This is a genomic window from Aliiroseovarius pelagivivens, assembly GCF_900302485.1.
Lineage (GTDB): Bacteria > Pseudomonadota > Alphaproteobacteria > Rhodobacterales > Rhodobacteraceae > Aliiroseovarius > Aliiroseovarius pelagivivens.
Window position 1 is genome coordinate 1961183 of record NZ_OMOI01000001.1, and the last position, 26139, is coordinate 1987321.

A 26139-nucleotide genomic window follows, 5' to 3' on the forward strand; every position below is an offset into this window, starting at 1 on the left:
AAATGCTTGATGGAATGGGGCTCGGGCCTTCTAGAGAAGGTAATGCGTCTGCTCGCACCGGAGTACATGAAACACTAAAGCACTGGCTTGTTCAGAAAAAGATTGAGCTTTGTGCAAACCACAAACTGGTTGTCGGGGACATGTTCGCCTCGGCGGCGGCCGTGTTTGCCGCCATCAGCCTGTCGCAGGGCGGGTCGGTCAGCTCGGAACTGTTTGCGGTTATGGCACCAATGATGCTTTTGGTGAGCACCATAAATTTTGTGGTTTTCACCGTATTGGGCTTTTACACACGCCATTCGCGGTCGACCTCTTTGAACGATGTCATGGTGATCTCGCGCGGAGCCATCGTGGCGATCTGCGTTCAGATCCTGATCGCAGCGCAAATCACGGCTTTGGCACCGATTACTTTCTCGATCTTTATCATTCAGTTTCTGGCGACAATTCCGTTTACTGGCGCGCTACGCATTATTGCGCGTCACCGCGAACTGGTGCGCCGCACTAAACATGCTGATCGCATCGCCGAAAAACAAATTCCTGTGGTGTTGGTTGGAACAGGGACGAATTGCGACCTGTTCCTGCGTTCACTGGACCGGACCAGCTCGACCTATGTTCCGGTTGGGATCATTGACGATGCGACCGGCTCGACTGGGCTGCATTTCCACAGCGCGCGCATTCTTGGTTCGATCCGCGAGCCCAAGCGAGCCATCAAGGCGCTTGAAGAATGTGACCTGAAAGCTCACCAGCTGTTGCTGACGGAAGACGTGTCTCATTTCGACAACAAGGGCATCTTCGAGCTTCTGTCCTGGGCGACATCTAACGGGATCAAAATCTCGCGTCTGCCGGGCCTTGCTGATCCCGCACTGGACCAGGCCGGTGACAACGAGATCAAGCTGTGCGCCATCGAACCTGAAGACATTTTGAACCGCCCACAGAAGGCCGTGGAACGGTCGCTTCTGCGGCAGATGATTGAAGGGCATCGTGTTTTGATTACCGGGGCTGGTGGATCGATCGGCAGCGAGCTGTCGCGCCAGATTGCCTCCTTCAACCCGTCTCTTCTGGTGCTTTTGGATAATTGCGAGTTCAACGCCTACTCGATCGATATGGATCTTTCGAAGAATTATCCCGATGTGAACCGTCAGGTTCATGTGGGCTGCATCCGGGATGCCCAGCGCATTCAATCGGTGTTCCAGCGCTATAAGCCCGAACTGGTCTTCAACGCCGCTGCTTTGAAACATGTTCCCATGGTCGAGCTGAATCCCTGCGAAGGCGTGCTGACCAATGTCGTTGGCACTCGCAACGTGGCAGACGCTGCACGCGATGTCGGGGCCATTGCGATGGTTCAGATCTCGACTGACAAGGCGGTCAATACAACAAACGTCATGGGCGCAACCAAACGTGTGGCTGAGTTCTATGCTCAGGCACAGGACCGTATCACCTATCAAAAGCAAAGCCAGAAGTCGGCGGCCCAGACGCGCTTCTTCTCGGTCCGCTTCGGCAATGTGCTGGGGTCATCAGGGTCGTTGATCCCGTTGTTCCAGAAGCAAATCACCGAAGGTGGTCCCCTGACGGTGACCGATCGTCGGATGGAGCGTTTCTTCATGACCATCCGCGAAGCCGTACAGCTGACCGTAGTGGCTGCTGCGAAGGGTTTGGCCCGCAACTCAGGTCTTGGCGAAATCTTTGTTCTGGACATGGGTGAGCCCGTCAAGATCGTTGATCTGGCGGAACGCATGATCCGCATGGCTGGGCTTGAACCTTATCGGGATATCGAGATCGACTTTGTCGGGATCCGCCCGGGCGAAAAGCTGTTTGAAGAGCTGTTCGATAAAGCGGAAGAACGTCGCGACAGTGGCATTGAATCCGTCGAAAGCGCCCTGCCGGATGGAATTCCGATGGCGCATCTCAGATCCGCAATCGTCGCGCTTGAAACAGCCGCACGCGCCGGAGATGAAGCAGCTGTACGTCGTCAGTTGATCGACCTCGTTCCGGGATACGGCGAACATGCGGATGATACCCCGCGCGAGAATGTGCATTGCCTCAACGGCCACCGCCCCTCCTATCCTGCACCTGTTGCTGGTCCGAAGCGCTTTGCCGAAATCGGGGATGCATCAAAGCCTCGCCTGTGGGCTGGTGAGTGATCAAGATGTCGGGCGCATCTCAAATGCAAATGCCGACCACGAATGACGTGCCGAAGAAGGCCGTGGTTCTGGGAAGTCTTGGATGGTCTTTGGTGAATTTTCGCCTCGATCTGATCCGCAGGCTGTCCTCGAACGGCTATGAAGTGCTGGCGGCTGCGGCAGACATCGACGACGAAACCGCCGCGACGCTGCGCGATAATGGCGTGCGCCCCTGCCCCATTCCCATGGATCGCACTGGAACCAATCCGCTGCACGATCTAGGAACGCTTTGGGCGCTGGTGCGGTTCTTTCGGAAAGAAAAGCCCGAGCTTGTCATTTCCTACACCATGAAACCCAATATTTACGGCAGCCTTGCCGCACAGATTGCAGGTGTTCCGCATCGCTATGCGCTGTTCACAGGGCTTGGCTATAGCTTCATGGAAGAGAACCCGACTGGACGGCGTAAACGCGTACGCGACCTGTCAATCTTGTTGCATCGGTTGGCGCTGCGCCGCATTCACGGGGCGTTTTGCTACAATTCGGCCGACCGGCGCGACATCCGCCGCTTTCATCTGATCCCAGACCGCGTGCCACTGCATGACGTGCCCGGATCCGGCGTGGATACGCGGCGCTATACAGAGACACCCGTCCCCGAAGGGCGCGTGAAATTCCTATTCATCGGGCGGCTATTGCGCAGCAAAGGGCTTTTGACCCTTGGCAAAGCCGCTGAAATTCTTCGTGCCCAAGGGCATGAATGTGACATCGACATATTGGGACCGGCAGACAGCAACCCTGACGCCATTGACCCCGACCTTTTTGCCGATTGGCAAGAACGCGGGCTGGTCAATTGGTTGGGCGAGACACGTGACGTACGTCCGTATCTGGCCAAGTGCAGCGTGTTTGTCTTGCCGACCGAGCTGCGTGAGGGCGTTCCGCGGTCGATCCTTGAGGCCATGTCCAGTGGACGCGCTGTGATCACCACAGACGCCCCCGGTTGTGGCGAAGCCACCCAAGACGGTGTGTCTGGTCTGGTCTTTCCTCAAGGGGACGCGAGCGCCCTTGCGCAGACGATGAAACGTTTCATCGACGATCCCACCCTAGCGACCGCCATGGGCAACGCCGCACGCGAACATGCGTGCCGCTCTTATGATGTGCATCTTGTGAACTCCATTTTGATGCAACACATGGGAGTTGAGCCTCTTGACCGTGATGCGAGACTTCCCAAGGGTCTCGACTATGCAGAGTTGGCGTCATGACCCGGGCGGTCGCTACACCTCCTTCGGGCAAAGCCTCGCAGCCCGACAACCGCTTCGTGCGGTTCCTGTTGGCCGGGGTGGTCAATACGGCATTTGGATATTCCATCTACGCGGCATTCGTATTCGCAGGGGCGCATCCGCAGATTGCGCTGGCTTTGCAATTCGCCATCGGCGTGGTGTTCAATCACATGACCCATGGCCGGTTTGTGTTCGGAACACGCGGCTACAGTCGCTTCCCTTACTACGTGGCAGCTTATGTGGCCGTTTATCTGTTTAATGCGGTCCTGTTAAAGCTGCTGATGGGATTGGGTGCCGGGGCCTATCTGGCACAGGCCATCGCGCTGGTCCCCACCGTGCTGTTGTCGTTCAAGCTTGTCTCGGCCGCCCTTCAGGGCGGATCGGATAACGGAAAGGGCGTAGCATGAGTGTAACCGAACTGTTCAAATCTGGCTCAACGGCATCAACCACACAAAAGACGGTGGATGACCCTATTGCGCGTCGCATGGCGCAGATTGCTGTGGTGATCGGTTTCGCCGTGCTGCTGGCCGCAGTCTATGGCCGCCTGATGGGATACGGTTTGCGCCGCGACGAGATGATGTTCGTCCCCCCGGCCCGACTGTTAGGGGAACTGTCGCTCTACCAAGACGTCTTTTACAACCATGTCCCTTATTCAGCGTGGTACTTCAGGGGCTTCGATCTGATTTTCGGAGCCGGAGGGCTGCTATTCTCAGCCAGAATGGGAATTTTCGCCGCGTGGCTTTTGCTGGTTGGGGTAACCAGCTGGCTAACGTTGCGCCTGTCGAACTCTGTACGCCTATCCTTGTTTTCAGCCGTAGCGATCCTGACCTGCCATCCCTTGATGAACGAACCTGGCATGGCGGCATCCAACAACCTGTTGCAACTGCCCTTTGCCCTTGCCGGCCTTGGGTTCTTCCTGATTGAGTTGAAGGAACAGCGTCTCAGAGTGTCGCGTCTGTTCGCCTCGGGGGTATGCCTGTCCCTTGCGGCCGGTATGAAGGTCAGCGCGATCGCTTTCATTCCACCCGTTGCAATTGCGGCCTTCCTCTTGCCCGCAGCGCTTCCTTTTGCGGTTCGCGTACGCCGTGTGGCTCTGCCGATCCTTCTGGGTGGATTGGTCGGAGCACTGCCCCTTTTCATCCTGCTGTTGTCAGATCCTCAGCTGTTCTTGGCCCACATTGTGAAGTTCCACTCGGGACCTCATGTCGCTTACTGGGAGGTCAACCGCTTGACCGAGCCGGGTCTGGCCTTGGGGCTGGGCGCGAAAGCGCAACTCGCCTACGGGACCTGGCTAAATGGCGTCCCCCTGATCGTCGGCTTCGTCGTCCTTTGCTTTGGCTGGATGGCCGTCACCGAGTCCACAAGCTTCGACGACACCGAGCAGTCCGCGTTCGGTCCTGTTCTGGTCGTCCTTGGGACCCTTCTGACCACCGCGATGATGAGTTTCCTGCCCACGCCCGGCTTCTCGCAATACTATATTGCACCGCTTGTGGTGTTGCCCATTCTGGCCGCGTTGATGTTTGCCCGCGTGCCGTGGTCCAAGCATGACTATACACGACCGGTTCTTGCGGCTGCGTCGCTGCTATGCGTGCTGACCGCCCTGCCTTGGCTTACCCCAGAGCTACGCACCACACTTGGGGTCGGTGCCTCGACGCCGCAGCGTATGAACGCGGGCGGCAATGCCCTTGCGGCGACGATGACAGAACATGGCATCGTGAATGGCAAAGTGGCGACTTTCCTGCCGATCTATCCGCTTGAGGCAGGGCTTGATGTCTATCCAGAGCTGGCCACCGGGCAGTTCGCCTATCGGATCGCCCCTCATACCGAGCCTGAACTGGCCCAGCACTATGTGATGGCCGGACCAGAGCAGATCACGTCCGTATTTGACACGGAACCGCCCGCCGCCTTGCTGCTGGGATATGAGCCCAAACTGGAAAAACCACTTTTGGACTATGCAATAGTGCACGGTTATCGCGAAGTTTCAGTCAACGGGCTGAACAATCGATATGGCGAGGGCCGTGTTTTTCTTCAACCCGGGGAGATTTCTGAATGATCCCCATCCTGCAACACTTTCAACACATATTTTTTCTGAACCGCGTCCCTAGGGTGGCACTGATTGGGGCGCAATTCACACTCGTTCAAACAGCTTTAAAAGGGGGGAACGAACAATGCAGACAATTTTGCTAGCCGGCGGTCTTGGCTCGCGTCTGGCGGAGGAAACCGTCACCGTCCCAAAACCCATGGTCGAGGTAGGTGGCCGTCCGATCATCACCCGCGTCATGGATATCTATAGCCATTTCGGGCACAACGACTTCATTGTCGCATCGGGATATAAGTCCCTGTGCCTGAAGCAGTATTTTGCCAACTACCACCTGATTGCCAACAACATCACGGTCGCCGTTGACAGCGGCAAGATGGACCTGACCCCGGCATCACCCGGTGGGTGGAACGTGTCCGTTGTTGACACCGGCCCAAAGACCATGACCAGCGGCCGCATTCGTCGCTTGAAAGAGTGGCTGAAACCCGGCCCCTTCATGGTCACCTACTCTGATGGGCTGGGGAACATCGACATCAATGCGCTGATCGATTTCCATAAATCCCATGGCAAGCTGGCCACCGTCACCGCCGTACAACCTCCTGCACGGTTCGGTAACATCGAACTGGCGGGCGACCGGGTGGAAGCCTTTACCGAAAAGGTGCGCCGTCGCAACACCTGGATCAATGGTGGCTATTTCGTCTTCGAACCCGAGGTCATGGACTATTTCGTCGATGACATGGAGCCATTGGAACAGTCGCCTCTGACCCAAATGGCGCAGGATTGCGAACTGATGGCCTATAAGCATGACGGGTTCTGGCATCCAATGGACACAATTCGCGACCGCGATACGTTGAACAACCTGTGCGAAGAGGAAACACCACCTTGGATGCGGTTTAATGAAGAGCTTTCGTCTGACATCACAGCCCTTGCGATTTGAGGCTCGTGATGTCCGGCGCTGTTCCTTCTGATTTCGGCGGCGCGTTCAAAGGTCGCCACGTTCTTGTCACTGGCCATACCGGGTTCAAGGGCGGCTGGATCAGTCATTGGCTGATGCAGCTTGGCGCGCGCGTGTCAGGTATCGCCCTTGCCCCCGAACCGGGTCCAAACCTGTGCGATGCGACCAAGCTGACCGGTGACATGGACAGTCGGTTGATCGACATTCGTGACCGCGAGGCCTTGCTGTCTTGCGCAGGCGATATCGACGCTGATCTTGTGATCCACATGGCGGCGCAGCCCTTTGTGCGCCGGTCCTACGCCGAACCTGCTGCGACCATCGCAACCAATGTATCCGGTACGGCGCATGTGTTGGATCTGGCGCGCAACATGCCGTCACTGAAAGCCGTGGTCGTTGTGACCAGCGACAAGTGTTATGAAAATAACGAATGGGGCTGGGGGTATCGCGAAAACGACCCGATGGGCGGCTCGGATCCCTATAGCGCCTCGAAAGGCGCAACCGAGCTGATCGCGCAATCCTATCGCCGCTCGTTCTTCCACGCGGAAAACGGACCGCAACTGGCGACAGTGCGCGCAGGCAATGTGTTTGGCGGCGGGGATTGGGGCGAGGATCGCTTGATCCCAGACATCGTGCGTGCGGTGGCGGCGGGGGATCCCGTTCAGATCCGCAACCCTCACAGCATCCGCCCGTGGCAGCATGTTCTGGAACCACTCTCGGGCTATCTGGCGCTTGCAGCAAAGCTTCTGACCGATGGCGCCCCCTATTCCGAAGGCTGGAACTTTGGTCCGGATGTCTCGGATACGGTGGATGTACGAACGCTTGCTGGGTTGATGCAGCACAGCTGGGGACCAGGCGGTCCGCAGTTCGAATTTGGCAACCCGGCGGTAAATCTGCACGAGGCCGGCATTCTTCGGTTGGACAGCACCAAAGCACAGACCCGTCTTGGATGGCGTCCGCAGCTAGATCTAGCACGGGCCGTCCTGATGACGGTAGATTGGTATCGCGCCCATCTAGCCGTTGAAAACATGAAAGATTTTACCTTGTCCCAAATCGCCCATTACGGCGACCTGATGGACAAGAGAAACCACAATAATGCACCGGTTGCCGCGCAATAGCACCGGGAAAGGAGATTATTATGCGAGTGAACTACGGTCAGACCGTCCATGGTCAGGAAGAGATTGACGCTGTTGTCGAGGTTCTGAAGACTTCGACCCAGATGGGTCCGCGCGTACGAAAAATGCAAGAGCGCGTGGCCGCGCTTTTTGCCAAATCCCACGGGATCATGGTGAACTCGGGGTCGTCTGCAAACTATCTGGCGGTCGAAATTCTGGACCTGCCCAAGGGCAGCGAGGTTATCACCCCTGCCCTGACCTTCGCGACAACGGTTGCCCCCTTGGTACGTCAGGGGCTGGTGCCTGCCTTTGTGGATGTCGCCCCCGGGACCTACAACATCGATGTGGATGCGATCGAGCGGATGATCACGCCGAACACCTCGGCCGTTATGATCCCATCCCTGATCGGCAACCTGCCCGACTGGGTACGCATTCGCGAAATCGCCGACGCACACGGGCTGAAGGTCATCGAAGACAGCGCCGACACGCTGGGCGCGACGATTGGATCAGACAGCACCGGCAAGTATTCGGATGTCTCGACCACCAGCTTCTATGGCTCGCATGTGATCAACGGTGCGGGCAATGGCGGCATGCTGTGCGTGAATGACGAGGAACTGGGCCGCAGGGCACTGCTTCTGCGCTCATGGGGGCGCAGCTCGTCGCTGTTTGTCGAAAGCGAAACCATCGAGAACCGGTTTAACGTTCAGGTGGACGGGATCGACTATGATGCCAAGTTCCTGTTCGAAGATCTGGGATATAATCTGGAGCCGTCAGAGATCAGCGCGGCCTTCGGTTTGGTTCAGTTGGACAAGCTGGATCACAACATCCGCGAGCGTGAAAAGAACTTCGATGCACATATGGCCTTCTTCAAAGCCTATGAGGACTGGTTCATTCTGCCCAATCAACTGCCAAACAGCCGCACGGGCTGGCTGTCCTTCCCTGTGACCCTGCGCGAAAGCGCCCCCTTCACACGGCGCGACATGCAAATTCATCTGGAAAAGGCCGACATCCAGACGCGCCCGGTCTTTACCGGCAACATCCTGCGTCAGCCCGCCATGCAAAACGTCACCCGCAAGACCGACCCGGCGGGATATCCGGTGTCAGATGAGGTGATGAAAGGCGGAGTTCTTTTGGCTGTGCATCACGGTCTGACACAGGCGCATATGGACTACATGCATGAGATCTTTACTGATTTCGCCCGCCTGCAACAGGGTGTCGCCGCGCAATGACCAAACGCCGCGCCCCTCACCAATTGCCGAGCTGGCTGCCTTATGAAGGCGGCCAGAATACCGGCATTCATGGGCTGCGGGGCGTGGCAGCAGCGATGGTGCTGTTTGCCCACATTGTTGGCGGCACAGCCGAACATGTCTATTTCGACAACGCTGCGTATTTGGCCGTGTCCGAGCCGCTTTGGAACTTCGGCACCTTCTTTGTCTATCTGTTCTTTGCAATCTCAGGTTTCGTCATCCTGCCCAGCGCCTTCCGTTATGAACCGCGTGACTTCGCGTGGCGCCGGATGCTGCGGATCTATCCGCTGTTTCTGGTCTTCTCGCTGATATTCATTGTGGGCAATGCAATCACGAACCTGCAACCGGGTCTGAACAATCTGCCTACGATCCTGTACGCACTTACCTTCACCAACCTTTTGGCGGGCACCGAACAACTGACCCCAAATGCTTGGAGCCTGACCTATGAGATGATGTTCTATTGCCTTGCAGGGCTGGGCGCGTTTGCGATCACCCAAAAACTGCGCGGGCTTCAGATGATCATGGCGCTGGCCTCGATCGCATTTCTGGTTCTGTTCCCAAAGTCCATCTATTTCGTTGCAGGTATTCTTGTCTTCATCCTGCATGGCCGACGGTTCGTTAAAAAGCTCCCTGCCCGCCCGATGCTCGAGATCGCGGCGGCGTTGTCGCTGGCCTATGCCTCGTCTCGCGTCCATTTCGATTTCCGCGCGGGAGAGCTCGGCCAACCGATCACCCTGATCTGCATGGGGCTGACTTTCCTGTACTTCCTTTTTGCTGTCGAAAAAGACAGCATCACGGCACGGCTTCTGTCAGCCCGGTGGGCGCAGTATCTGGGCACGATCAGCTACAGCCTGTATCTGGTGCACCCTTATATCTACATGCCCACACGGATCGTATTTCAGAAGCTGGGTCTGTTCTCGGACAATGCGTGGGCCAGCGTGTTCTTGTTCGGCGTCGTCACCTTCATTCTGTCCATTGCAGCCGCCCATATTTCTTTCATCTTGTTTGAAAAATACCCTCAAAAACTGGCCAAGAGTTGGGCCAATCAGCCAAAAATTATCCAAAAGGGAACGCTTTCATGAATATGCAATCCAAACCCGCCTCGACCCTGACTCAGTGCCGTACCTGCGGGTCCAAAAACCTGTTTCTGTTCCTGCCAATGGGCGCGCATCCACCGGCAAATATGTTCGCCAAGACGGCTGATCCGGAACAACGCCAACCGGCATTTGAACTGAACACCCAAGCCTGTTTGGATTGCGGGCTTATTCAGGTTGCAGATCAGGTGCCGGATGCGTTTTTCGAGGACTATCTGTATGTCCCCTCGGGGGCGGCCACCATGCACGAGCACTTCGCGGGGCTTGCGTCAGTAGCCGGTGAATATGCAGATGGCGGGTTGATTGTCGACGTGGGCTGCAACGATGGCCTGATGCTGGGGCATGCCGTGAAGGCTGGCGCGACCGTTCTGGGCATTGACCCCGCCGCCAACCTGGCCCCGCTTGCGAAAGAGCGAGGCGTTGATGTGCTGACCGCGTATTTCAACCCCGAAACCGCCGGCGAAGTGTTGAAAGACAAGGGGCCTGCAAAAGTCATCACCACCACAAACACCTTCAATCACATCGATGATCTGCACGGGTTCATGGATGCCGTTCGGGTTCTGTTGGACGATGACGGTGTCTTCGTGATCGAGGTGCCTTGGGGCAAAAAGATCGTCGAGACCAACCAATTCGACAATGTCTATCACGAGCACATGTCCGAACTGAGCCTTTTGTCGATTGTCCGGCTTGGCCAATCGCGCGGCATGGATGTGGTGGATGTCACCAAGCTTCCCGTCCATGGGGGATCGATGCGGGTCTTCATGAAGCGCGCAAGTCTTGGACAAGCCCCCACACCGATTGTTGGGGAAATGCTGGAAGAAGAACGCGCCGCTGGGCTGACGGAACGTTCGACCTATGAAGCTTTTGCGGAACGGGTGGACGAGCTGGGGCGCCAATTGAAGGTCATGTTGGCCGACATCAAGGCCGAGGGCAAAACTGTCGCCGCCTATGGTGCACCCGCCAAGGGCAACACTCTGTTGAACTATTTTGGCATCGGCGCGGAAACACTCGATTTCGTGGTCGACAAGAACCCGCTGAAACAGGGTCTCTACACCCCTGGCACCCGTCTGCCGATTTTGTCACCAGACGCGGTCGCCGAACGCAAACCTGATTACCTGCTGGTTTTGGCTTGGAATTTCTTTGATGAAATCCGCGAACAAATGTCTGACTTCGAAGCAAGTGGCGGAAAGTTCATCGTGCCCCTGCCGATGCCGCGCCTTGTGCCATAGGTGACAGGATGGCGCGAGTTCTGATCACAGGCGGCACGGGCTTTATTGGCTCACATCTGGCACGCAAATGTCTTGTGCGTGGAGATGAGGTTACGCTGCTTGTGCGCCCGAACTCGAAACTGGATCGGGTGTCTGACATCGCCGCGCAACTCGATATTCAGCGCGTGCCGCTTACCGATCAGGACAGGTTGGACGCCTGTTTGGCCCAGACCCGGCCAGAGATCGTCTTTCACCTTGGGGCCAGAACCCGCTTCACGGCCAAGAAAGATCTGTCGGATCTGCAACTTGGTCTGGACGAAAACCTGACACCACTTGTGGCACTTCTGTCCGCCTGCGCGCGCGCGACGACCTCGCCAAAAGCATTTGTTCGTGCTGGGACCATTGCCGAATACGGCCCGATCGTTTCCCCGTATCGCGAAAGTGACAAGGAACGCCCCAATAACGCCTATGGCTTGTCCATGCTGGCCGGAACCCAGTTTCTAAGCGGCGTGCGAAGCCGCATCCCGTTCCCGGTCTCAACCGCGCGGCTGGCGTTGACGTATGGCCCCGCGCAATCCCCGGACTTTCTTTTGCCGTCGCTAATCCAAGCTTGTTTGGCTGGTGACCCCATCACCATTTCGCGCCCCAAGGATCGACGGGATCTTATTCATGTCAGCGATGTGGTCTCGGCCATTTTACGCATGGCCGAGATGTCGGACACGGCACCTGATGTTGTAAACATCGGGACCGGGAACGCCCCCACAATGCGCGAGGTGACCCTCGCCGTTGTCAACGCGATGGGGGCGTCAGTCGAGCTTTCACACTTCAAAGATCAACGGGATGACGACCATGTTGAGCTTAGGATTGATCCGACCTCTCAACGGGCTTTGCTGGGTTGGTCACCCGAAATCGGTTTGGAAGACGGAATAGCCATGTTGGTTGACACCGCAAGACAAGGCGTTTCTCACCCCACGAACAGGAGATCAGCATGACAACCCTTGTTTCGATCCTCATCCCGGCCCTGAATGAAGAGGCGAACGTCCGCCGTGCCTATGACCGCGTACTTACAGTGTTTTCAGAGCTGGACGACTACGAGCCCGAGATCATTTTCACGGACAATCACTCGGACGATGATACTTTTCTGATCTTGTCTGAAATCGCACAAAACGATCCAAACGTGCGGGTCATCCGTTTCTCGAAAAACGTGGGCTATCAGGCGTCCGTGCTGACCGCCTATCGGGCCGCGCGCGGGGCGTGTTCCATTCAACTGGATTGCGACCTGCAAGACCCACCCGAGCTGATCCCGAAAATGCTGGACCTGTGGAAACAGGGCAATCAGGTGGTTTATGGCGTGCGCCGCAGCCTGCCGGACGGACGCCTCACCGCCTTCGCGCGCCGTTTCTACTACATGCTGATTGACAAGATCAGCGATGATGATCTGCCCCGGAATGCGGGCGAATTTCGCCTGACCGACCGGCGTATTCTGGACGAATTGAGACGCGTCGATGACCGCTCGCCTTACGTGCGCGGATTGATCAGCGGCATGGGGTTCAGCCAGATCGGCTTTGAATATGACCGGCAGGCCCGGCTTGAGGGCGAGTCGAAATTCCCCTTCCGTGCCATGCTGTCACTGGCCATTGACGGAATGATCAACCATTCGCTTCTACCGCTCAGGTTGGCCTCATATATCAGCCTGATCGTCGGGCTGGGAACGTTTCTGTTGATGATGTTCTACATCGTCGCAAAGCTGGTGTTCGGGCAAGACTGGCCCGCCGGTTTCGCAACCACCACCGTGCTTCTGTTGCTGTCCATGACGTTGAACGCCATGTTCCTTGGCATACTTGGCGAATACATCGGGCGGATTTTCATGCAGTCCAAAGATCTGCATCGGCCATTGATCGAAGCAGAACTTAACACGCCACGCGAAGGGAATAAGACGGCTGGTCGGGCACTTGCTAGCACTGGCACCTCTGCAGAACCCGATACGGAAACCCTAATCAACAAGATCGTGGGATAGGTTTTTGCGCATACTTTTCATTCAGGGTGGCTTCGGGACCGGTGGGGCCGAGAAGATTGTCGCGATGATCGCCAATCACCGGGTCGCCCAAGGCGATGAGGTTGAAGTCGCAGCCATGCGCGCGCCCAAAGACGGCACTTATTACAACTACGCTCCGGATATCACTCTGACGGTATTAGAACCCGATGTTGATATGAGCGCACCGGTCAGCCAACTGCGCAGGTTGCGCCACGTGCGCAGGTTGATCCGCAAGCGCAAGCCCGATGTGATCGTGTCCTTTCTGACCAAGATAAACGTCCTGACCCTTGTCGCGGGTATGGGGCGTCGTGTGCCGATTGTAATTTCCGAGCGCAACAATCCAAACGTACAGAACAATCACCCGGTCTGGAAAAAAGCCGCAATGCTTCTGGGGCCGCGCGCAAACGCCATCGTCACGTTGACCGAGCGTGGTCGCGATCAGCTTCCCAGCAAGTTGCACCAGCGCACCCAGGTAATCCCCAACCCGTGTACTCCAATGACTGGCACGCGCATTCAGACAGACGATCGCGCCACCGATCTTGTGGCCGTCGGGCGCTTGGATTGGCAAAAGGGGTTCGACATGCTTTTGCAGTGTCTGGCCAAATTGCGTGAAGCACATCCTGACATCAATCTGACCATCTATGGAGACGGCCCGGAACGCTCCTCTTTGGAACACCTACGCTCTGAATTGAAGCTCGAGGACGTCGTCTCGATGCCCGGCACAACGCAACGACATGGCGCATGGCTTGGAGAAGGCGACATTGTTGTTGTCACCTCGCGATATGAAGGGTTTTGCAACGTCGTGGCCGAAGCCACCTTGTCAGGCGTTCCAATCGTCTCGTTCGATTGTGATTTTGGCCCACGCGAAATGATCCAGCACGAGGTGAACGGCTTGCTGGTGCAGACCGGAAACGTTGAGAAACTGACCGAAAATTTGCACCGACTGATCGAAGATGCAGAGCTGCGCAAAGGCATGGCAAAGGCTGCGAATTTGAACAGAGACTACCTTGATCCCGCGCGGGTTCTCGGCGACTGGGACCGCGTAATCGACAGCGCGGCCGAGGTCTGAACCATGAAGGTACTTTTGATCCAAGGCGGTTTCGGAGTGGGCGGAGCAGAAAAGGTTGTCGCCATGATCGCCTCTCACCGCGCGCAGATGGGGGATGAGGTAACGGTCATGGGCTTCGACATGCCTGATGACGGATCCTATTTCCCCTATCCTGAAAACGTGCGGATTTTGCTTCCCGATGGCGCCAAGGGAAGCAATCCACTTGCCCGCTGCCAAATGATCCGGCGCACCATCCGTGCCACGCAACCGGATGTGGTCCTGTCCTTCCTGACCAAGATCAACGTGCTGACACTTGCAGCGGCAATCGGAACCGGCGTGCCCGTCGTGATCTCGGAACGTAACAATCCACGCGCCCAAAACGCGCATCCAATCTGGCGGCACGCGCAGAACCTGTTGGTTCGACGTGCGGCCTGCGCCGTCATGCAGACCGACCGCGCACGGGCAGATTTGCCAAGCGCGGTGCAGGTAGCAGCCAAGGTCATTCCCAACCCCTGCGCGCCCAATCCAGATCACCCAGCGCAGCCAGATCCTGACGGCAATCGTCTGGTTGCCGTTGGTCGGCTTGATCCACAAAAGGGCTTTGATGTTTTGCTCCGCGCAATGGGGAAAATCACGGCCGTCCTGCCTGACGTCACGCTGACCATTCATGGCGAAGGTCCAGAGCGCAAATCGCTAGAGGCCCTGCGCGCCGAACTGAAACTTGAAAACCATGTCGCCCTGCCCGGCGCCAGTCCCACGCCCGGTGCGTGGCTGTCACAGGCCGATCTTCTGATCATGCCATCCCGGTTCGAAGGCTTCCCCAATGTGCTGGCCGAGGCCACGGTCTCGGGCCTGCCGGTCGTATCCACCGATTGCGATTTCGGTCCGCGCGAGATGATCGAGGTCGGTGAGAACGGTCTGCTGGTACCCGTTGATGATGTGCCCGCTTTGGCAAGCGCCGTCGTCGGGTTGATGCAGGACAGCGCGCTGCGCACGCACATGGCCGGACAAGCTGCAATCAATCGCGATCGGTTGGCGCCCCAGCGGATTTTGCAGGACTGGGATCGAGTTATCGCGCGAGCCGCCAAACGGGGTTAACCCGCGAGCACATCGTCCAAATCGTCAAAGCTATTGATCACGCAATCGGCCATATGCAAATCGTCTGGGGCTTCAGGTGCATGCACCCGCCCCGGACGGTTGATCTGAACCGTCCTCCACCCTCGTGCTTTTGGCGTTACGAAATCCTTTGCCGGATTGTCCGCAACATAGACCATCATCTGGCCTGATGCGGCGGCGTCTTCCATCATTTCATAAGACCGTGGATGAGGTTTTCCGTATCCCGTAGGCCACGCCCCCGTCGGGCAGATATGCGCCAGATAGGCCTCAAGCCCCAATGCAGAGATCTTGTTGCGCTGCATCTGCTCTGGTCCATCGGTGATCAACCCAAACGGCCCAACCCTTTGCGCAAAAAATCGTTGGACGTCATCGCAGAGGTGAATGCTCGGAGGGTGATTGCGGTAGACATCGACCAAGCGAAGGATGAGATCTTGACTAGGCTCAAGCCCGATGGCCTCGCTGGCACGGTTGAAAACTTGACGCCGTTCGCCGTCTTCAAATAGTTTGCGACACTGCGGCTCAAACCCCGTCAGCCCGTATTGTTCCTGTACCCAATCGCCCACGCTGACATATCCGCTGAACGCAAAGTCCCGTTCAAGATACAGAGTATCATCCAGATCAAATACCAACACGCGCGGTTATCCCTGATACACGGCGCGGTCATAGCGAAGCATCAGGACACCATCCCGCCAGTCGTCATTCGCTGTGGGTGGAAGCCCGCAAACCTCCTCTAACAACCATTGTGCAAACGTCGCCCCTGCATGATCTGCAAGGGGATAGCCGCCGCCAAAGCGCGCGTTGATCTCAATCACACGGGGGCCAAACCTTGGGTCATCAATGATCTGAAAACAGGCCACTCCGCGCAATCCCGGGAGCGCCTTGGCAATTCCCTGCGCAATTTCTTTCAGGTCTTCACGTCGTTCAGTGCGGCCCTTTTCAACCTCTCCTGCACGTATGCTTAGCCTGATATGCGGCACCACACATTTCAGGGTGCCGGACTGATCCACGAACATATTGATCGTGTATTCAGGCCCTTCCAGCGTGTCTTGAAAGATCATCGGCTCATCAAATCGGTCGGGCACATCGTCAATGTTCTGATAAACCGCCAATCCACGGCTGGCACTGCCGCCGCTGGGTTTTGCAAAAACAGGCCATGTCAGCGCCGAAGGGTCCGCCCTAAACTGCGCTTCATTCATCGTCTGCGGCACGGGAACACCTGCCTTCGCAAAGACGGTTGATGTCAGCGCTTTATCCCGCGCGACCTCGATCACTGAAAGTTCCGAAATATGAACCCGAGCGCCAAGTTCCTTGAACGCATTCAACGATTGCGCCAGCTGCAGAAGTTCAGTGTCAATTGTGGGTACCACCAACGCCACATTGAATTTCCGCACGATATCTTTGATCGCATCGACATAGGCAGGATCATCACCGCGCGGCACTTCAAAGGCGTGATCCGCAATCGCACAAGCTGCACTGTGTTCCGGATCCACGTCACAAGCCAGAATGGTCAGATCCAGCGCCAATCGATCTGCGGCGGCGTAAAATGCCTCGACCAAGCCAACACGGCGTCCAGCAGAGCAGATAAGAATAGAAAGCGCCGACTGCCCCATGGCAAACTCCTTAACCCAACATGTTACAGCATCTAGAAATCAGCAAAAACTGATATGAAAACGGTACAATAATTAGCACAACAAACACAGAAAAAAGAATGGCTTGGGACGGGTGTGGGTGTCAGCAATTATACCCGTAGGTCTTCAAATCCATGCCGATCATGGTTTCCAATTCTTTGTTGCTTTCGTCGTAATGGCCTTCAATCTTTTCCTTGATCTGACGCTCAAACCGGGCCGAGATACGCTCGTCAAAACATCGCGCACCGGGCAATGCGCCCAAAAACTTCGTGGCCAGCTTTAGATAGCCCAGAGGGACAAACCCTCCGGGTGAGAGCTGTGTATTTCCAATCGTGCCGTTCACAACGCGCATAAGCAACAAGGGCATCAGCGGGCGTGACTGGTTCGTCAACTCGTTCACAAGCTCAAGATCGAAGCCAAAAAACTTGTTCAAACGTGTAGAAAACGCATCGAAGTCCTGCGCCATCAGCTCGAACGGAAGTGCCAGAACATTCTCTGACCCAAAATGACCTTGGTAGAGCGTTACAAGCTGGTGATAGTTCAGATAGTCCAGCTCGAACGCAGGCAGTTTGTAAATCTGGGGCAGAGGATTGGTCAGAAATTCGCGCAGCTTCAGGCTGCCGCCGTCCGCCACATATTGCTGGTAGAAGCTTTTTATCCAGCGAGACTGTTCACGAAAGATGATCAGGATCTTGGCATCCGGAAAGGCTTTGGCCAAACGGCCCGCGATCAGTTCACGGTCAAACCCACCCGACGCGGGATAGCCTGATAGCCGCTCATGAGACATGACCAGTGCCTTGGATTGATCCATAGCGCGCTCGGATTCAGCCTGAAAAGGGTTATCATCAAAATCCAGCGAATGCCCGATGAACGCATCCCGAACGTCAGCACGCTCGACGTAATAAATCGACGTATGCGTGCGAAATTTGTGCTGCAATGTCGACGAGCCGGTTTTGTGTATCCCGATATGGATGAACGTCGGCGCGGATTGGATCATAGAATAAAACTGCTCTTCATCACCGATTAAACCTAGGCGTTAATGAACTCTCATAATATCCATCAACAACTGTGGAAGACAAAACGTAAAATTTAGAACCGGCCCCAAAGGTGAAAATTCACCGACCTTGTCCACGATTCACCACTATTCCGCGTCAAAAAGCAATCGAAACCTTCTTAAATTCCGTGGATCAGTCTGTTTTCACGGCCTTTGATGTTCAACTGAAGAGATTCGACGCCAACAAGTCAGAAATCCGCCCCCGCTAAGGATATTCGAAGACCGATTGCGGTACAAAGTCCGTGCTGACGCAACAGCACAACGACTTAGATAAGCTGATTGGGGCCGGTCGCTACATTCTGCAGTCAGGGCGGACATCATGGTTAAAGGCTTTATCCGGCTCGAACAAACATCCCAAAAAATACGCCACCGCCCCAGAAGGAGCGATGGCAAACTCTTATTGGTCAGAATTGCAACTTGAGCCGGTCAAATTGCAGACTGTTTCTGGCTTTCACAACATCACTGCGAAACGGCTATCCGTTCTCAGCCGCATTTGGAATGACCGCAGGACCCGCAAGTCATGCAGCCTTCGATCATGCGCATGTCAAACTGGCCACAGCTTGGGCAGGCTTTGCCACGCGGCGGTTCACCAAGGTTTACAACCTGTGCCTGTGGGTCCGACTTCAGCCCCATGCCTTCTCCTTCCAGGAAACCGGTGGCGACCATGTGACGCTCGATCACCGACCCGATGGCCGCAAGGATCGAGGGGATGTATTTCCCGTCCATCCAAGCCCCACCACGCGGGTCGAACACGGCTTTCAGCTCTTCCACAACAAAGCTCACGTCACCGCCGCGACGGAACACGGCCGAGATCATGCGGGTCAGTGCAACCGTCCACGCAAAGTGTTCCATGTTCTTCGAGTTGATGAACACCTCGAACGGGCGGCGGTGGCCGTTGATGATCAGGTCATTCACGGTGATATAGATCGCGTGCTCGCTATCGGGCCATTTCACCTTATAGGTATGCCCTTCCAACGACTGCGGGCGATCCAGCGGTTCCGAGATGTAGACGACATCTGCGCCGCTATCGGCCTCGGGTGCCTTGTCGCTTTCTTCGGACACCGACAGAACCGATCCGGTGACGTCGTTCGGGCGATAGGTCGTGCAGCCCTTACAGCCGGTTTCCCACGCTTCCATATAGACGTCTTTGAAGTCATCAAAGCTGATGTCTTCCGGGCAGTTGATGGTCTTGGAAATCGAGCTGTCGATCCATTTCTGCGCCGCTGCCTGCATCTTCACGTGATCCATCGGTGCCAGCGTCTGGGCGTTGACGAAATAGTCGGGCAGCTCTTTATCGCCAAACTTGTCGCGCCACAGCTGCACGGCGTAGTCCACGACCTCTTCTTCGGTGCGGGTGCCATCGGGTTGCAGCACTTTACGGGTATAGGCATAGGCGAAGACCGGTTCGATGCCCGACGATACGTTGCCCGCATAAAGGCTGATCGTACCCGTCGGCGCGATCGAGGTCAGCAGCGCGTTGCGGATGCCGTGCTCGCGGATCGCGTCACGCACGTCGTCATCCATCGCCTGCAGCGAACCAGACGCCAGATATTTGTCGGCATCAAACAGCGGGAACGGGCCTTTTTCTTTGGCCAGCTCGACCGACGCCAGATAGGAGGCACGCGCAATTTGTTTCATCCACGCTTCGGTCTGGGCCGCAGCCTCGTCCGAGCCATAGCGCAGACCCAGCATCAGAAGTGCATCCGCCAGACCGGTCACACCAAGGCCGATCCGACGCTTGGCTTGTGCTTCTTGCGCTTGGGCTTCCAGCGGGAAACGGCTTTCGTCCACCACGTTGTCCATCATGCGTACGGCAGTGGCGACCAGCTCGGACAGCGCTTCGCCGTCCAGTTCAGCAGTGGCCTCAAACGGATCCTTGACCATCTTCGCAAGGTTGATCGACCCCAACAGACACGCGCCATAGGGCGGCAGGGGCTGTTCGCCACAGGGGTTGGTGGCGGCGATCGTCTCGCAATAGTTCAGATTGTTCATCTGGTTGATGCGGTCGATGAAGATCACGCCCGGCTCGGCATAATCATATGTGGCCTTCATGATCTTGTTCCAAAGATCACGGGCTTCAACCGTGTGATAGATCGTGCCGTTGAACTTCAGATCCCAGCTGCCATCCGACTTCACGGCCTCCATGAAATCATCGGTAACCAGAACCGACATGTTGAACATGCGCAGACGGGCTGCGTCCGACTTGGCGGTGATGAAATCTTGAATGTCCGGGTGGTCGCAGCGCATGGTGGCCATCATCGCCCCACGGCGCGAGCCTGCCGACATGATCGTGCGGCACATTGCGTCCCACACATCCATGAAGGACAGCGGGCCGGACGCATCTGCAGCCACACCCATCACGTCCGCTCCACGCGGGCGAATGGTCGAGAAGTCATAGCCGATACCACCGCCCTGCTGCATGGTCAGCGCGGCCTCTTTCAACATGTCGAAAATACCGGCCATGCTATCGGGGATCGTGCCCATGACAAAGCAGTTGAACAGGGTCACGGCGCGGCCCGTGCCGGCACCTGCGGTAATGCGGCCTGCGGGCAGATACTTGAAATCCTCCAGCGCGTCATAAAATCGCTCTTCCTGCGAAGTCTCGGACGCAGACAAAGCACGCGCGATCCGCCGCCACGTGTCTTCAACCGTCTGATCCTGAGGCGTCCCATCGGCCTGTTTCAAGCGATATTTCATATCCCAGATCTGTTCGGCGATGGGGGCAGCAAAGCGGCTCATGCAATTGGTTCCTGTTCGGCTTGGAGGGCTTTCGACAATACGCGAGCGGCCCATTTTGGTCAATGGTCGCGCCACCATTTCCGAACGTTGCAACCGGCACTTGCATCGATTGCGAATCCCAAACAGGGCGCGTAGGATTAGAGTTCTAGAACACAACATGTAGATGGGGAAGATGGGAAAGCACGTAAATCTGGTAAAATTATGCGTCGGCGCCGAGAAGGTCGAAGATCTGACCGCGTGGCAGAATATGCGCATGGGACAGACCGGATTACCCCATCCACGTCACATAACCCGCATGTGGCCCAAGCGCGAGGCGGAACTCATTGCCGGAGGCTCTCTCTATTGGGTGTTCAAAGGGCTGATCCTTGCCCGTCAGCGCATTTTGCGATTGGAAGAAGTCATCGGGCAAGATGGCATTCGCCGCTGCGCGTTGGTTCTGGACCACCAGGTCGTCCTTACCGAAAACCAACCGCGTCGTGCGTTTCAGGGCTGGCGTTATCTATCTGCAGAAGACGCTCCGCGTGATCTGAAATCGGATGGCACATCTGACAAAGACACCCTGCCCGCCGAACTGGCCTCGGCACTGGCAGAAATCGGCATTCGCTGAGCCTGTCACAAAAACTTTGCGTCTAGGCCGCAGATTAAACCCGTGCCTGATTCTGATTTTCCGGATGCCCGCCCGGTAAAATCAAAGGCACAGCGCGTGCCCGTCTATCCCATCGCACGCACATAACGCTCTGACGGTGACCCCCGAACTGTCAGAGCGTTTTCGCTTTTGTTGCTCTTGGAACGATCTGAATTCGCTGATAGCCTTCGCGAGAATTTCAGGAGAACACCATGGCAATCGGCACCAACATCCACACCTATTTCAACGGAACATGGCACAATGAAGATCTGGCCGTGATGAAAGCCGCTGACCATGGATCGTGGCTGGGCACGAACGTGTTTGACGGCGCGCGATTCTTCGAAGGTGTCCACCCGGATCTGGAAGCTCATTGTGCGCGTACCAACCGCTCGGCCGAGGCGCTGATGATCACGCCGACCGTGACCACCGAACAGCTGATTGAGATTGTCAAAGAAGGGTTGGCGCTGTTTGCGAAAGACGCTGCCGTCTATATCCGGCCCATGTATTGGGCGCTGGAAGGCGGTCATATGGGGGTATTGGCGAAAGAGGGCGAAACAGGATTTGCTGTGTCGCTGGAGCAGGTTCCCATGGCACCCGCGCAGGCCACGTCCAGATTGACAACCACGCGCTTCCGACGCCCCACGCTGGACAGCGCAATTGTGAACGCCAAAGCGGGCTGCCTCTACCCCAATAACGCCCGCATGCTGATGGAGGCCCGCGCCAAAGGCTTTGACAACGTGCTTTCTCTGGATGCACTGGGCAACGTCGCCGAAACCGCGACAGCGAACATCTTTATGGTTCGGGACGGCGAGATTTTCACTCCGATCGCCAATGGCTGCTTCCTGGCTGGAATCACCCGTGCACGTCACATCAAGAACCTGCGCGCAGACGGCTATACCGTGCATGAAACCGTTCTGGGCTATGACGATTTCCACAACGCGGACGAGGTGTTTTCTTCGGGTAACATGTCCAAAGTCACACCGGTCAGCGCCTTTGATGAAACGCAGTATAACGTAGGGCCTGTAACCCAGCGCGTACGCGAGCTCTATTGGGACTGGGCGCTTTCCGGGAAGGACTAACCCCGGGGCGTGCAGAAAAACGATAGACACTCCCGGGTTGCTCGGGCAGAGTAATCCCGTTTCGGAGGACATCTATGCGCAAGTTTCTCGTTATTCTGGATGACAGCCGCGAATGCCTGAACGCGATGCGGTTCGCCGCCATGCGTGCGGCCCACACGGGCGGTGGTGTCACAGTTCTGTCGATCATCCCACCAGACGAGTTTAATCACTGGATCGGTGTGGGTGAATTGATGCGCGAAGAAGAGCGCGAACGGATCACCGTGCATTATGAAGTGTTCGCCAAGTGGATGCGGGATCGGCAAAATGTCGAACCCGAATTGGTAATCCGCGAAGGCGAGGCCGTGCCAGAAATTCTGGCCCATGTGCGTGAAAATCCTGATGTGGGTGTGCTGGTTCTGGGCGCAGGCGATGACAAGAAAGGCCCCGGCCCGCTGGTGACGCAGATGACGCGCGCCTCGGCCGATCTGCCGATCCCGATTACCATCGTGCCCGGGACAATGACCAAGGATCGTCTTGAAGCGATCACGTGAAGACAGCCTTTAACCTGCTTTATCTCGCTGCGCTGATTACCATTTCGGTGATCGGTTTGATGTGGGACTCGCTTTCCAATGGCTTTCACGCTAGCGGAGGAGAGTTCCTCTGCCGTAACCTCAAAAGCAGTGGCGGCGACGACGATGCGGTTGTTGTGATTTTCGTCACGCTTGTTATTCCGGCGATGATCCGCGCTTTTCGTGTGAAGCTTCCCTATACGCGCATTGAACTGACTATCTTCTGCCTGTGTCTTGCTTTGTCCGCCTTCGGCCTTTGGCTCGCTTCACTCGATTGTGCTGACATCTGGGATACCGCCTTTGCGGTGCCAGACTACGCTCTTCAAGCCGTTCTTTTCGCAATGGTATTGGTTCTGGCATGCAGTTTCACGCTCCGGCGGATCAGCGTTACGGACACGTGACATGGTTGACACCTGACGGCACGAGGCCCATATCAAACCTGACAGAAAAGGTGCGCCCATGTTCATTCAGACTGAATCCACTCCGAACCCCGCAACGCTGAAATTCCTGCCCGGGCAGGACGTCTTGGGGGCCGGAACCGCTGACTTCCCAACTGCTGAAGCCGCTGAAGGCTCGGCGCTGGCCGCGCGCGTATTCAAGGTAAGCGGCGTGACCGGCGTGTTCTTTGGCGCGGATTTCGTCACCGTCACCAAGAGCGACGCAGTAGAATGGGATCACATCAAGCCCGCCATTCTTGGTGCGATCATGGAGCATTTCCAGTCGGGCCAAGCGGTCATGGCGGGCGAAGCAGCTGCCTCGGGCCATGCTGAACATACTGGTGAAGACGGCGAGATCGTCGAACAGATCAAAGAACTTCTGGACACCCGCGTGCGTCCGGCCGTTGCACAAGATGGTGGTGACATCACCTTCCACGGCTTTGATCGCGGCATTGTGTATCTGCACATGCAGGGTGCTTGCGCTGGCTGCCCCTCCTCGACCCTGACGTTGAAAATGGGGATCGAGAACCTGCTGAAGCATTATATCCCCGAAGTGGTCGAGGTGCGCCCTGTTGCAGCCTGATCCTATGATCTTGGCATTTGACACATCGGCCGCGCATTGCGCGGCCGCTTTGCTGTGCGGCGGCGACATTGTCGCCCAGAAGCACGAGGATATGGCGAAGGGACAGGCCGAACGGCTGTTTCCGTTGATGGAAGAGGTTCTTGCCGAAGCCAACGTCGCATGGTCCGACCTAACCGGAATTGGCGTAGGCATTGGCCCCGGCAACTTCACCGGCATCCGCATCTCGGTCTCGGCGGCGCGTGGCTTGGCCTTGTCCTTGGGCATCCCCGCCATTGGTGTGTCATCCCTTGAAACCCAAGCGTATGGCACCCCCCGCCCCGTCTGGTCTTTGGTGGATGCGCGACGAGATCACTTTTATGCGCAACAGTTCGCTGACGAGGGCAGCAATCCGCCAAGCTTGATCGCAGGTGCCGAAGTGGATGCTTTGGCCGGTGATCGCGTTGGACCCGAGGTCACAACAAGCCCTGCACCTGCCATAGCCCGGATCGCGGTCGAACGCCTGCGCGCCGGTGAGACGGCCGAACGCCCTGCGCCTCTCTATATCCGCTCTGCCGACGCAGCGCCTCCGCGCGATCCGGCTCCGGTTATTTTGCCCTGATCCGTTATGTCTGAGGCAACCGCAGAAGCCCTTTCCGCCATCCACGTTGCAGCGTTCATGGCGTCGCGTGGTTGGAGCGTAGAAGAGATCGCACAGCTACAGGCGTCCCCGCATATCTTCACTGTCACCTGCCCAGATGGCTTTGCCTTGGGGCGCGTCGTGGTCGACGAAGCCGAGCTTCTGACCGTTGCCGTTGCCCCGGCAGCGCAAGGTCGCGGAATCGGAGCAAAGCTTTTGCTGGATTTCGAACAAACCGCAGCCCAACGGGGCGCCACCCGCGCTTTTCTGGAAGTGGCCACAGACAACACCGCAGCCATGGCGCTTTACCAACGCGCGAACTGGTCAACCTGTGGCCAAAGGCCTGCATATTACACGCGGCCCGACGGCTCGACCTGCGATGCAATCCTGATGGAGAAGCACCTTACCTAAGGTGAACCTTCTGATTTTCCCCGAATTTTGCGGCGCTGCGGCGAACAAATTTCGGTATCTCCCCTTGCCCTCTGATGAAAATCCCGGATGATCCTTTGCAGCGATCTGCTCGCAGACTTTTGGGGAATCGCCGGGCATGCGGTCTGTGCGACCCCACAACAACAACCGGGAGAATTGAGATGACCCTGATGAAAAGCTTTCTAGGCGCAGCCGCGTCGCTGGCCCTGACCGCAGGTGCCGCGCTGGCCGAGCCCGCAATTATTTTCGACTTGGGCGGCAAATTTGACAAATCCTTCAACGAAGCTGGATTCAATGGTGCCGAGAAATGGGCCAAGGAAACTGGCGGTTCGTATCTTGAAGTCGAACTACAGTCGGAAGCTCAGCGTGAACAGGCGCTGCGTCGCTTTGCTGAAACCGGTGCCAACCCGGTAATCACCATGGGCTTTGCCATGTCGACACCGATCTCGGAAGTGGCCCCTGACTATCCGGACACCACCTTCGTCACCATCGACGGCTGGTCGGATGCCCCGAACGTGCTGAACGTGGCCTTCTCGGAACACGAAGGTTCGTATCTGGTCGGCATGATGGCCGCGACCGCCTCGAAGTCGGGTACTGTCGGCTTTATCGGCGGCATGGACATCCCGCTGATCCGTAAATTCGCCTGTGGTTATGCCGAAGGCGTGCTGGCCGTGAACCCGGATGCAACCGTGATTGCCAACATGACTGGCACCACCCCATCTGCTTGGAACGACCCGGTAAAGGGCGGCGAGCTGACCAAAGCACAGATCAGCCAAGGTGCTGACATTGTGTACGCTGCCGCTGGCGGTACCGGTCTGGGTGTTCTGCAGACCGCAGCCGACGAAGGCATTCTGTCGATCGGCGTGGACTCGAACCAGAACCACCTGCAGTCGGGTAAAGTTCTGACCTCGATGCTGAAGCGCGTTGATGTGGCTGTTTACGAAGCCATGACAATGGGTGCTGACATCAAGCCGGGCGTTCAGGTCATGAACCTGGCTGCCGAAGGTGTTGGTTACGCGCTGGACGAGCACAACGCAGCTCTGGTCTCGGACGAAATGAAAGCCGCTGTGGACGCCGCTGCTGCCAAGATCATCTCGGGCGAACTGGTCGTTCACGACTATATGTCCGACGACAGCTGCCCGGTTCTGGACTTCTGA

General features: G+C 56.8%; 25 protein-coding genes. 21 read left to right on the forward strand and 4 right to left on the reverse strand.

What is annotated here, in order from left to right; all coding sequences use genetic code 11:
* Nucleotides 1-140: 140 nt before the first annotated feature.
* The 13 genes from ALP8811_RS09560 to ALP8811_RS09620 all read left to right on the forward strand — a co-directional run bounded on the left by ALP8811_RS09560 (nt 141) and on the right by ALP8811_RS09620 (nt 15226).
* Nucleotides 141-2138 carry a polysaccharide biosynthesis protein gene (locus ALP8811_RS09560; protein ID WP_181363732.1) on the forward strand — a complete coding sequence of 666 codons (1998 nt, stop codon included), beginning with the start codon at nt 141-143 and terminating at the stop codon, nt 2136-2138.
* 5 nt (nt 2139-2143) lie between these two features.
* A complete protein-coding gene (locus ALP8811_RS09565; protein ID WP_146184006.1) occupies nt 2144-3373 on the forward strand; it encodes a glycosyltransferase family 4 protein in 1230 nt (409 codons plus the stop codon).
* On the forward strand, nt 3370-3798 hold the full coding sequence (locus tag ALP8811_RS09570) for a GtrA family protein (protein WP_108856886.1): 429 nt from the start codon (nt 3370-3372) through the stop codon (nt 3796-3798). The genes ALP8811_RS09565 and ALP8811_RS09570 overlap by 4 nt, the downstream gene beginning before the upstream one ends.
* The gene (locus ALP8811_RS09575; RefSeq protein WP_108856887.1) at nt 3795-5444 is read left to right on the forward strand and encodes an ArnT family glycosyltransferase; all 1650 of its coding nucleotides are present in this window, start codon (nt 3795-3797) and stop codon (nt 5442-5444) included. The genes ALP8811_RS09570 and ALP8811_RS09575 overlap by 4 nt, the downstream gene beginning before the upstream one ends.
* 115 nt (nt 5445-5559) lie before the next feature.
* Complete coding sequence (gene rfbF, locus ALP8811_RS09580) at nt 5560-6366, forward strand: glucose-1-phosphate cytidylyltransferase (RefSeq protein ID WP_108856888.1); 807 nt, start codon at nt 5560-5562, stop codon at nt 6364-6366.
* Between the two features lie 8 nt (nt 6367-6374).
* Complete coding sequence (rfbG, locus tag ALP8811_RS09585; RefSeq protein ID WP_108856889.1) at nt 6375-7499, forward strand: CDP-glucose 4,6-dehydratase; 1125 nt, start codon at nt 6375-6377, stop codon at nt 7497-7499.
* Between the two features lie 20 nt (nt 7500-7519).
* Nucleotides 7520-8725, forward strand: a complete 1206-nt coding sequence (locus ALP8811_RS09590; RefSeq protein ID WP_108856890.1) for a DegT/DnrJ/EryC1/StrS family aminotransferase — start codon at nt 7520-7522, stop codon at nt 8723-8725.
* Nucleotides 8722-9825 carry an acyltransferase family protein gene (locus ALP8811_RS09595; protein WP_108856891.1) on the forward strand — a complete coding sequence of 368 codons (1104 nt, stop codon included), beginning with the start codon at nt 8722-8724 and terminating at the stop codon, nt 9823-9825. The genes ALP8811_RS09590 and ALP8811_RS09595 overlap by 4 nt, the downstream gene beginning before the upstream one ends.
* Nucleotides 9822-11066, forward strand: coding sequence for a class I SAM-dependent methyltransferase (locus ALP8811_RS09600; RefSeq protein ID WP_108856892.1), 1245 nt, complete (start codon nt 9822-9824; stop codon nt 11064-11066). Before ALP8811_RS09595 ends, ALP8811_RS09600 begins: the two co-directional genes overlap by 4 nt.
* An 8-nt stretch (nt 11067-11074) precedes the next feature.
* Entirely contained in the window at nt 11075-12037 is a 963-nt protein-coding gene (locus tag ALP8811_RS09605; protein WP_108856893.1) for an NAD-dependent epimerase/dehydratase family protein, read from the forward strand.
* Entirely contained in the window at nt 12034-13062 is a 1029-nt protein-coding gene (locus tag ALP8811_RS09610) for a glycosyltransferase family 2 protein (protein ID WP_108856894.1), read from the forward strand. Before ALP8811_RS09605 ends, ALP8811_RS09610 begins: the two co-directional genes overlap by 4 nt.
* A gap of 4 nt (nt 13063-13066) precedes the next feature.
* A complete protein-coding gene (locus ALP8811_RS09615) occupies nt 13067-14149 on the forward strand; it encodes a glycosyltransferase family 4 protein (RefSeq protein ID WP_108856895.1) in 1083 nt (360 codons plus the stop codon).
* Between the two features lie 3 nt (nt 14150-14152).
* A complete protein-coding gene (locus ALP8811_RS09620) occupies nt 14153-15226 on the forward strand; it encodes a glycosyltransferase family 4 protein (RefSeq protein WP_108856896.1) in 1074 nt (357 codons plus the stop codon).
* On the opposite strand, the gene ALP8811_RS09625 is transcribed toward ALP8811_RS09620, so the two are convergent.
* The 4 genes from ALP8811_RS09625 to ALP8811_RS09640 all read right to left on the reverse strand — a co-directional run bounded on the left by ALP8811_RS09625 (nt 15223) and on the right by ALP8811_RS09640 (nt 20665).
* Nucleotides 15223-15876 (reverse strand): HAD family hydrolase, encoded by a 654-nt coding sequence (locus ALP8811_RS09625; protein ID WP_108856897.1) that lies wholly within the window; start codon nt 15874-15876, stop codon nt 15223-15225. The two genes, ALP8811_RS09620 and ALP8811_RS09625, sit on opposite strands and share 4 nt — an antisense overlap.
* Nucleotides 15877-15882: 6 nt before the next feature.
* Complete coding sequence (locus ALP8811_RS09630) at nt 15883-16854, reverse strand: ATP-grasp domain-containing protein (protein ID WP_219928722.1); 972 nt, start codon at nt 16852-16854, stop codon at nt 15883-15885.
* A 121-nt stretch (nt 16855-16975) separates the two neighbouring features.
* Nucleotides 16976-17869, reverse strand: coding sequence for a sulfotransferase (locus ALP8811_RS09635; RefSeq protein ID WP_108856898.1), 894 nt, complete (start codon nt 17867-17869; stop codon nt 16976-16978).
* A gap of 540 nt (nt 17870-18409) precedes the next feature.
* Nucleotides 18410-20665, reverse strand: a complete 2256-nt coding sequence (locus ALP8811_RS09640) for an adenosylcobalamin-dependent ribonucleoside-diphosphate reductase (protein WP_108856899.1) — start codon at nt 20663-20665, stop codon at nt 18410-18412.
* Nucleotides 20666-20837: 172 nt separating this feature from the next.
* Between ALP8811_RS09640 and ALP8811_RS09645 the strand changes: the two genes are divergently transcribed.
* The 8 genes from ALP8811_RS09645 (at nt 20838) to ALP8811_RS09680 (ending at nt 26139) form a co-directional block, all read left to right on the forward strand.
* Complete coding sequence (locus tag ALP8811_RS09645; RefSeq protein WP_108857499.1) at nt 20838-21272, forward strand: DUF1489 family protein; 435 nt, start codon at nt 20838-20840, stop codon at nt 21270-21272.
* 230 nt (nt 21273-21502) lie between these two features.
* Nucleotides 21503-22369 carry a branched-chain amino acid aminotransferase gene (locus ALP8811_RS09650; protein ID WP_108856900.1) on the forward strand — a complete coding sequence of 289 codons (867 nt, stop codon included), beginning with the start codon at nt 21503-21505 and terminating at the stop codon, nt 22367-22369.
* A 74-nt stretch (nt 22370-22443) separates the two neighbouring features.
* Nucleotides 22444-22899, forward strand: coding sequence for a universal stress protein (locus ALP8811_RS09655; protein ID WP_108856901.1), 456 nt, complete (start codon nt 22444-22446; stop codon nt 22897-22899).
* The gene (locus ALP8811_RS09660) at nt 22896-23318 is read left to right on the forward strand and encodes a hypothetical protein (protein ID WP_108856902.1); all 423 of its coding nucleotides are present in this window, start codon (nt 22896-22898) and stop codon (nt 23316-23318) included. Before ALP8811_RS09655 ends, ALP8811_RS09660 begins: the two co-directional genes overlap by 4 nt.
* Before the next feature lie 58 nt (nt 23319-23376).
* A complete protein-coding gene (locus ALP8811_RS09665; RefSeq protein WP_108856903.1) occupies nt 23377-23937 on the forward strand; it encodes a NifU family protein in 561 nt (186 codons plus the stop codon).
* A complete protein-coding gene (gene tsaB / locus ALP8811_RS09670; RefSeq protein ID WP_181363733.1) occupies nt 23927-24535 on the forward strand; it encodes a tRNA (adenosine(37)-N6)-threonylcarbamoyltransferase complex dimerization subunit type 1 TsaB in 609 nt (202 codons plus the stop codon). Before ALP8811_RS09665 ends, tsaB begins: the two co-directional genes overlap by 11 nt.
* Before the next feature lie 6 nt (nt 24536-24541).
* On the forward strand, nt 24542-24964 hold the full coding sequence (locus ALP8811_RS09675; RefSeq protein ID WP_108856905.1) for a GNAT family N-acetyltransferase: 423 nt from the start codon (nt 24542-24544) through the stop codon (nt 24962-24964).
* A 179-nt stretch (nt 24965-25143) separates the two neighbouring features.
* The gene (locus ALP8811_RS09680; RefSeq protein ID WP_108856906.1) at nt 25144-26139 is read left to right on the forward strand and encodes a BMP family lipoprotein; all 996 of its coding nucleotides are present in this window, start codon (nt 25144-25146) and stop codon (nt 26137-26139) included.

Bases quoted from the DNA above. Each gene is read 5' to 3' on its own strand.
- ALP8811_RS09570 (WP_108856886.1), top strand. From the start codon at position 3,370: ATGACCCGGGCGGTCGCTACACCTCCTTCGGGCAAAGCCTCGCAGCCC.
- ALP8811_RS09635 (WP_108856898.1), bottom strand. From the start codon at position 17,869: ATGATCCAATCCGCGCCGACGTTCATCCATATCGGGATACACAAAACC.
- ALP8811_RS09590 (WP_108856890.1), top strand. From the start codon at position 7,520: ATGCGAGTGAACTACGGTCAGACCGTCCATGGTCAGGAAGAGATTGAC.
- ALP8811_RS09600 (WP_108856892.1), top strand. From the start codon at position 9,822: ATGAATATGCAATCCAAACCCGCCTCGACCCTGACTCAGTGCCGTACC.
- ALP8811_RS09675 (WP_108856905.1), top strand. From the start codon at position 24,542: ATGTCTGAGGCAACCGCAGAAGCCCTTTCCGCCATCCACGTTGCAGCG.
- ALP8811_RS09560 (WP_181363732.1), top strand. From the start codon at position 141: ATGTTCGCCTCGGCGGCGGCCGTGTTTGCCGCCATCAGCCTGTCGCAG.
- ALP8811_RS09605 (WP_108856893.1), top strand. From the start codon at position 11,075: ATGGCGCGAGTTCTGATCACAGGCGGCACGGGCTTTATTGGCTCACAT.
- ALP8811_RS09595 (WP_108856891.1), top strand. From the start codon at position 8,722: ATGACCAAACGCCGCGCCCCTCACCAATTGCCGAGCTGGCTGCCTTAT.
- ALP8811_RS09640 (WP_108856899.1), bottom strand. From the start codon at position 20,665: ATGAGCCGCTTTGCTGCCCCCATCGCCGAACAGATCTGGGATATGAAA.
- ALP8811_RS09665 (WP_108856903.1), top strand. From the start codon at position 23,377: ATGTTCATTCAGACTGAATCCACTCCGAACCCCGCAACGCTGAAATTC.
- ALP8811_RS09575 (WP_108856887.1), top strand. From the start codon at position 3,795: ATGAGTGTAACCGAACTGTTCAAATCTGGCTCAACGGCATCAACCACA.
- rfbF (WP_108856888.1), top strand. From the start codon at position 5,560: ATGCAGACAATTTTGCTAGCCGGCGGTCTTGGCTCGCGTCTGGCGGAG.
- ALP8811_RS09680 (WP_108856906.1), top strand. From the start codon at position 25,144: ATGACCCTGATGAAAAGCTTTCTAGGCGCAGCCGCGTCGCTGGCCCTG.
- ALP8811_RS09620 (WP_108856896.1), top strand. From the start codon at position 14,153: ATGAAGGTACTTTTGATCCAAGGCGGTTTCGGAGTGGGCGGAGCAGAA.
- ALP8811_RS09565 (WP_146184006.1), top strand. From the start codon at position 2,144: ATGTCGGGCGCATCTCAAATGCAAATGCCGACCACGAATGACGTGCCG.
- ALP8811_RS09610 (WP_108856894.1), top strand. From the start codon at position 12,034: ATGACAACCCTTGTTTCGATCCTCATCCCGGCCCTGAATGAAGAGGCG.
- ALP8811_RS09630 (WP_219928722.1), bottom strand. From the start codon at position 16,854: ATGGGGCAGTCGGCGCTTTCTATTCTTATCTGCTCTGCTGGACGCCGT.
- ALP8811_RS09645 (WP_108857499.1), top strand. From the start codon at position 20,838: ATGGGAAAGCACGTAAATCTGGTAAAATTATGCGTCGGCGCCGAGAAG.
- rfbG (WP_108856889.1), top strand. From the start codon at position 6,375: ATGTCCGGCGCTGTTCCTTCTGATTTCGGCGGCGCGTTCAAAGGTCGC.
- ALP8811_RS09655 (WP_108856901.1), top strand. From the start codon at position 22,444: ATGCGCAAGTTTCTCGTTATTCTGGATGACAGCCGCGAATGCCTGAAC.
- ALP8811_RS09650 (WP_108856900.1), top strand. From the start codon at position 21,503: ATGGCAATCGGCACCAACATCCACACCTATTTCAACGGAACATGGCAC.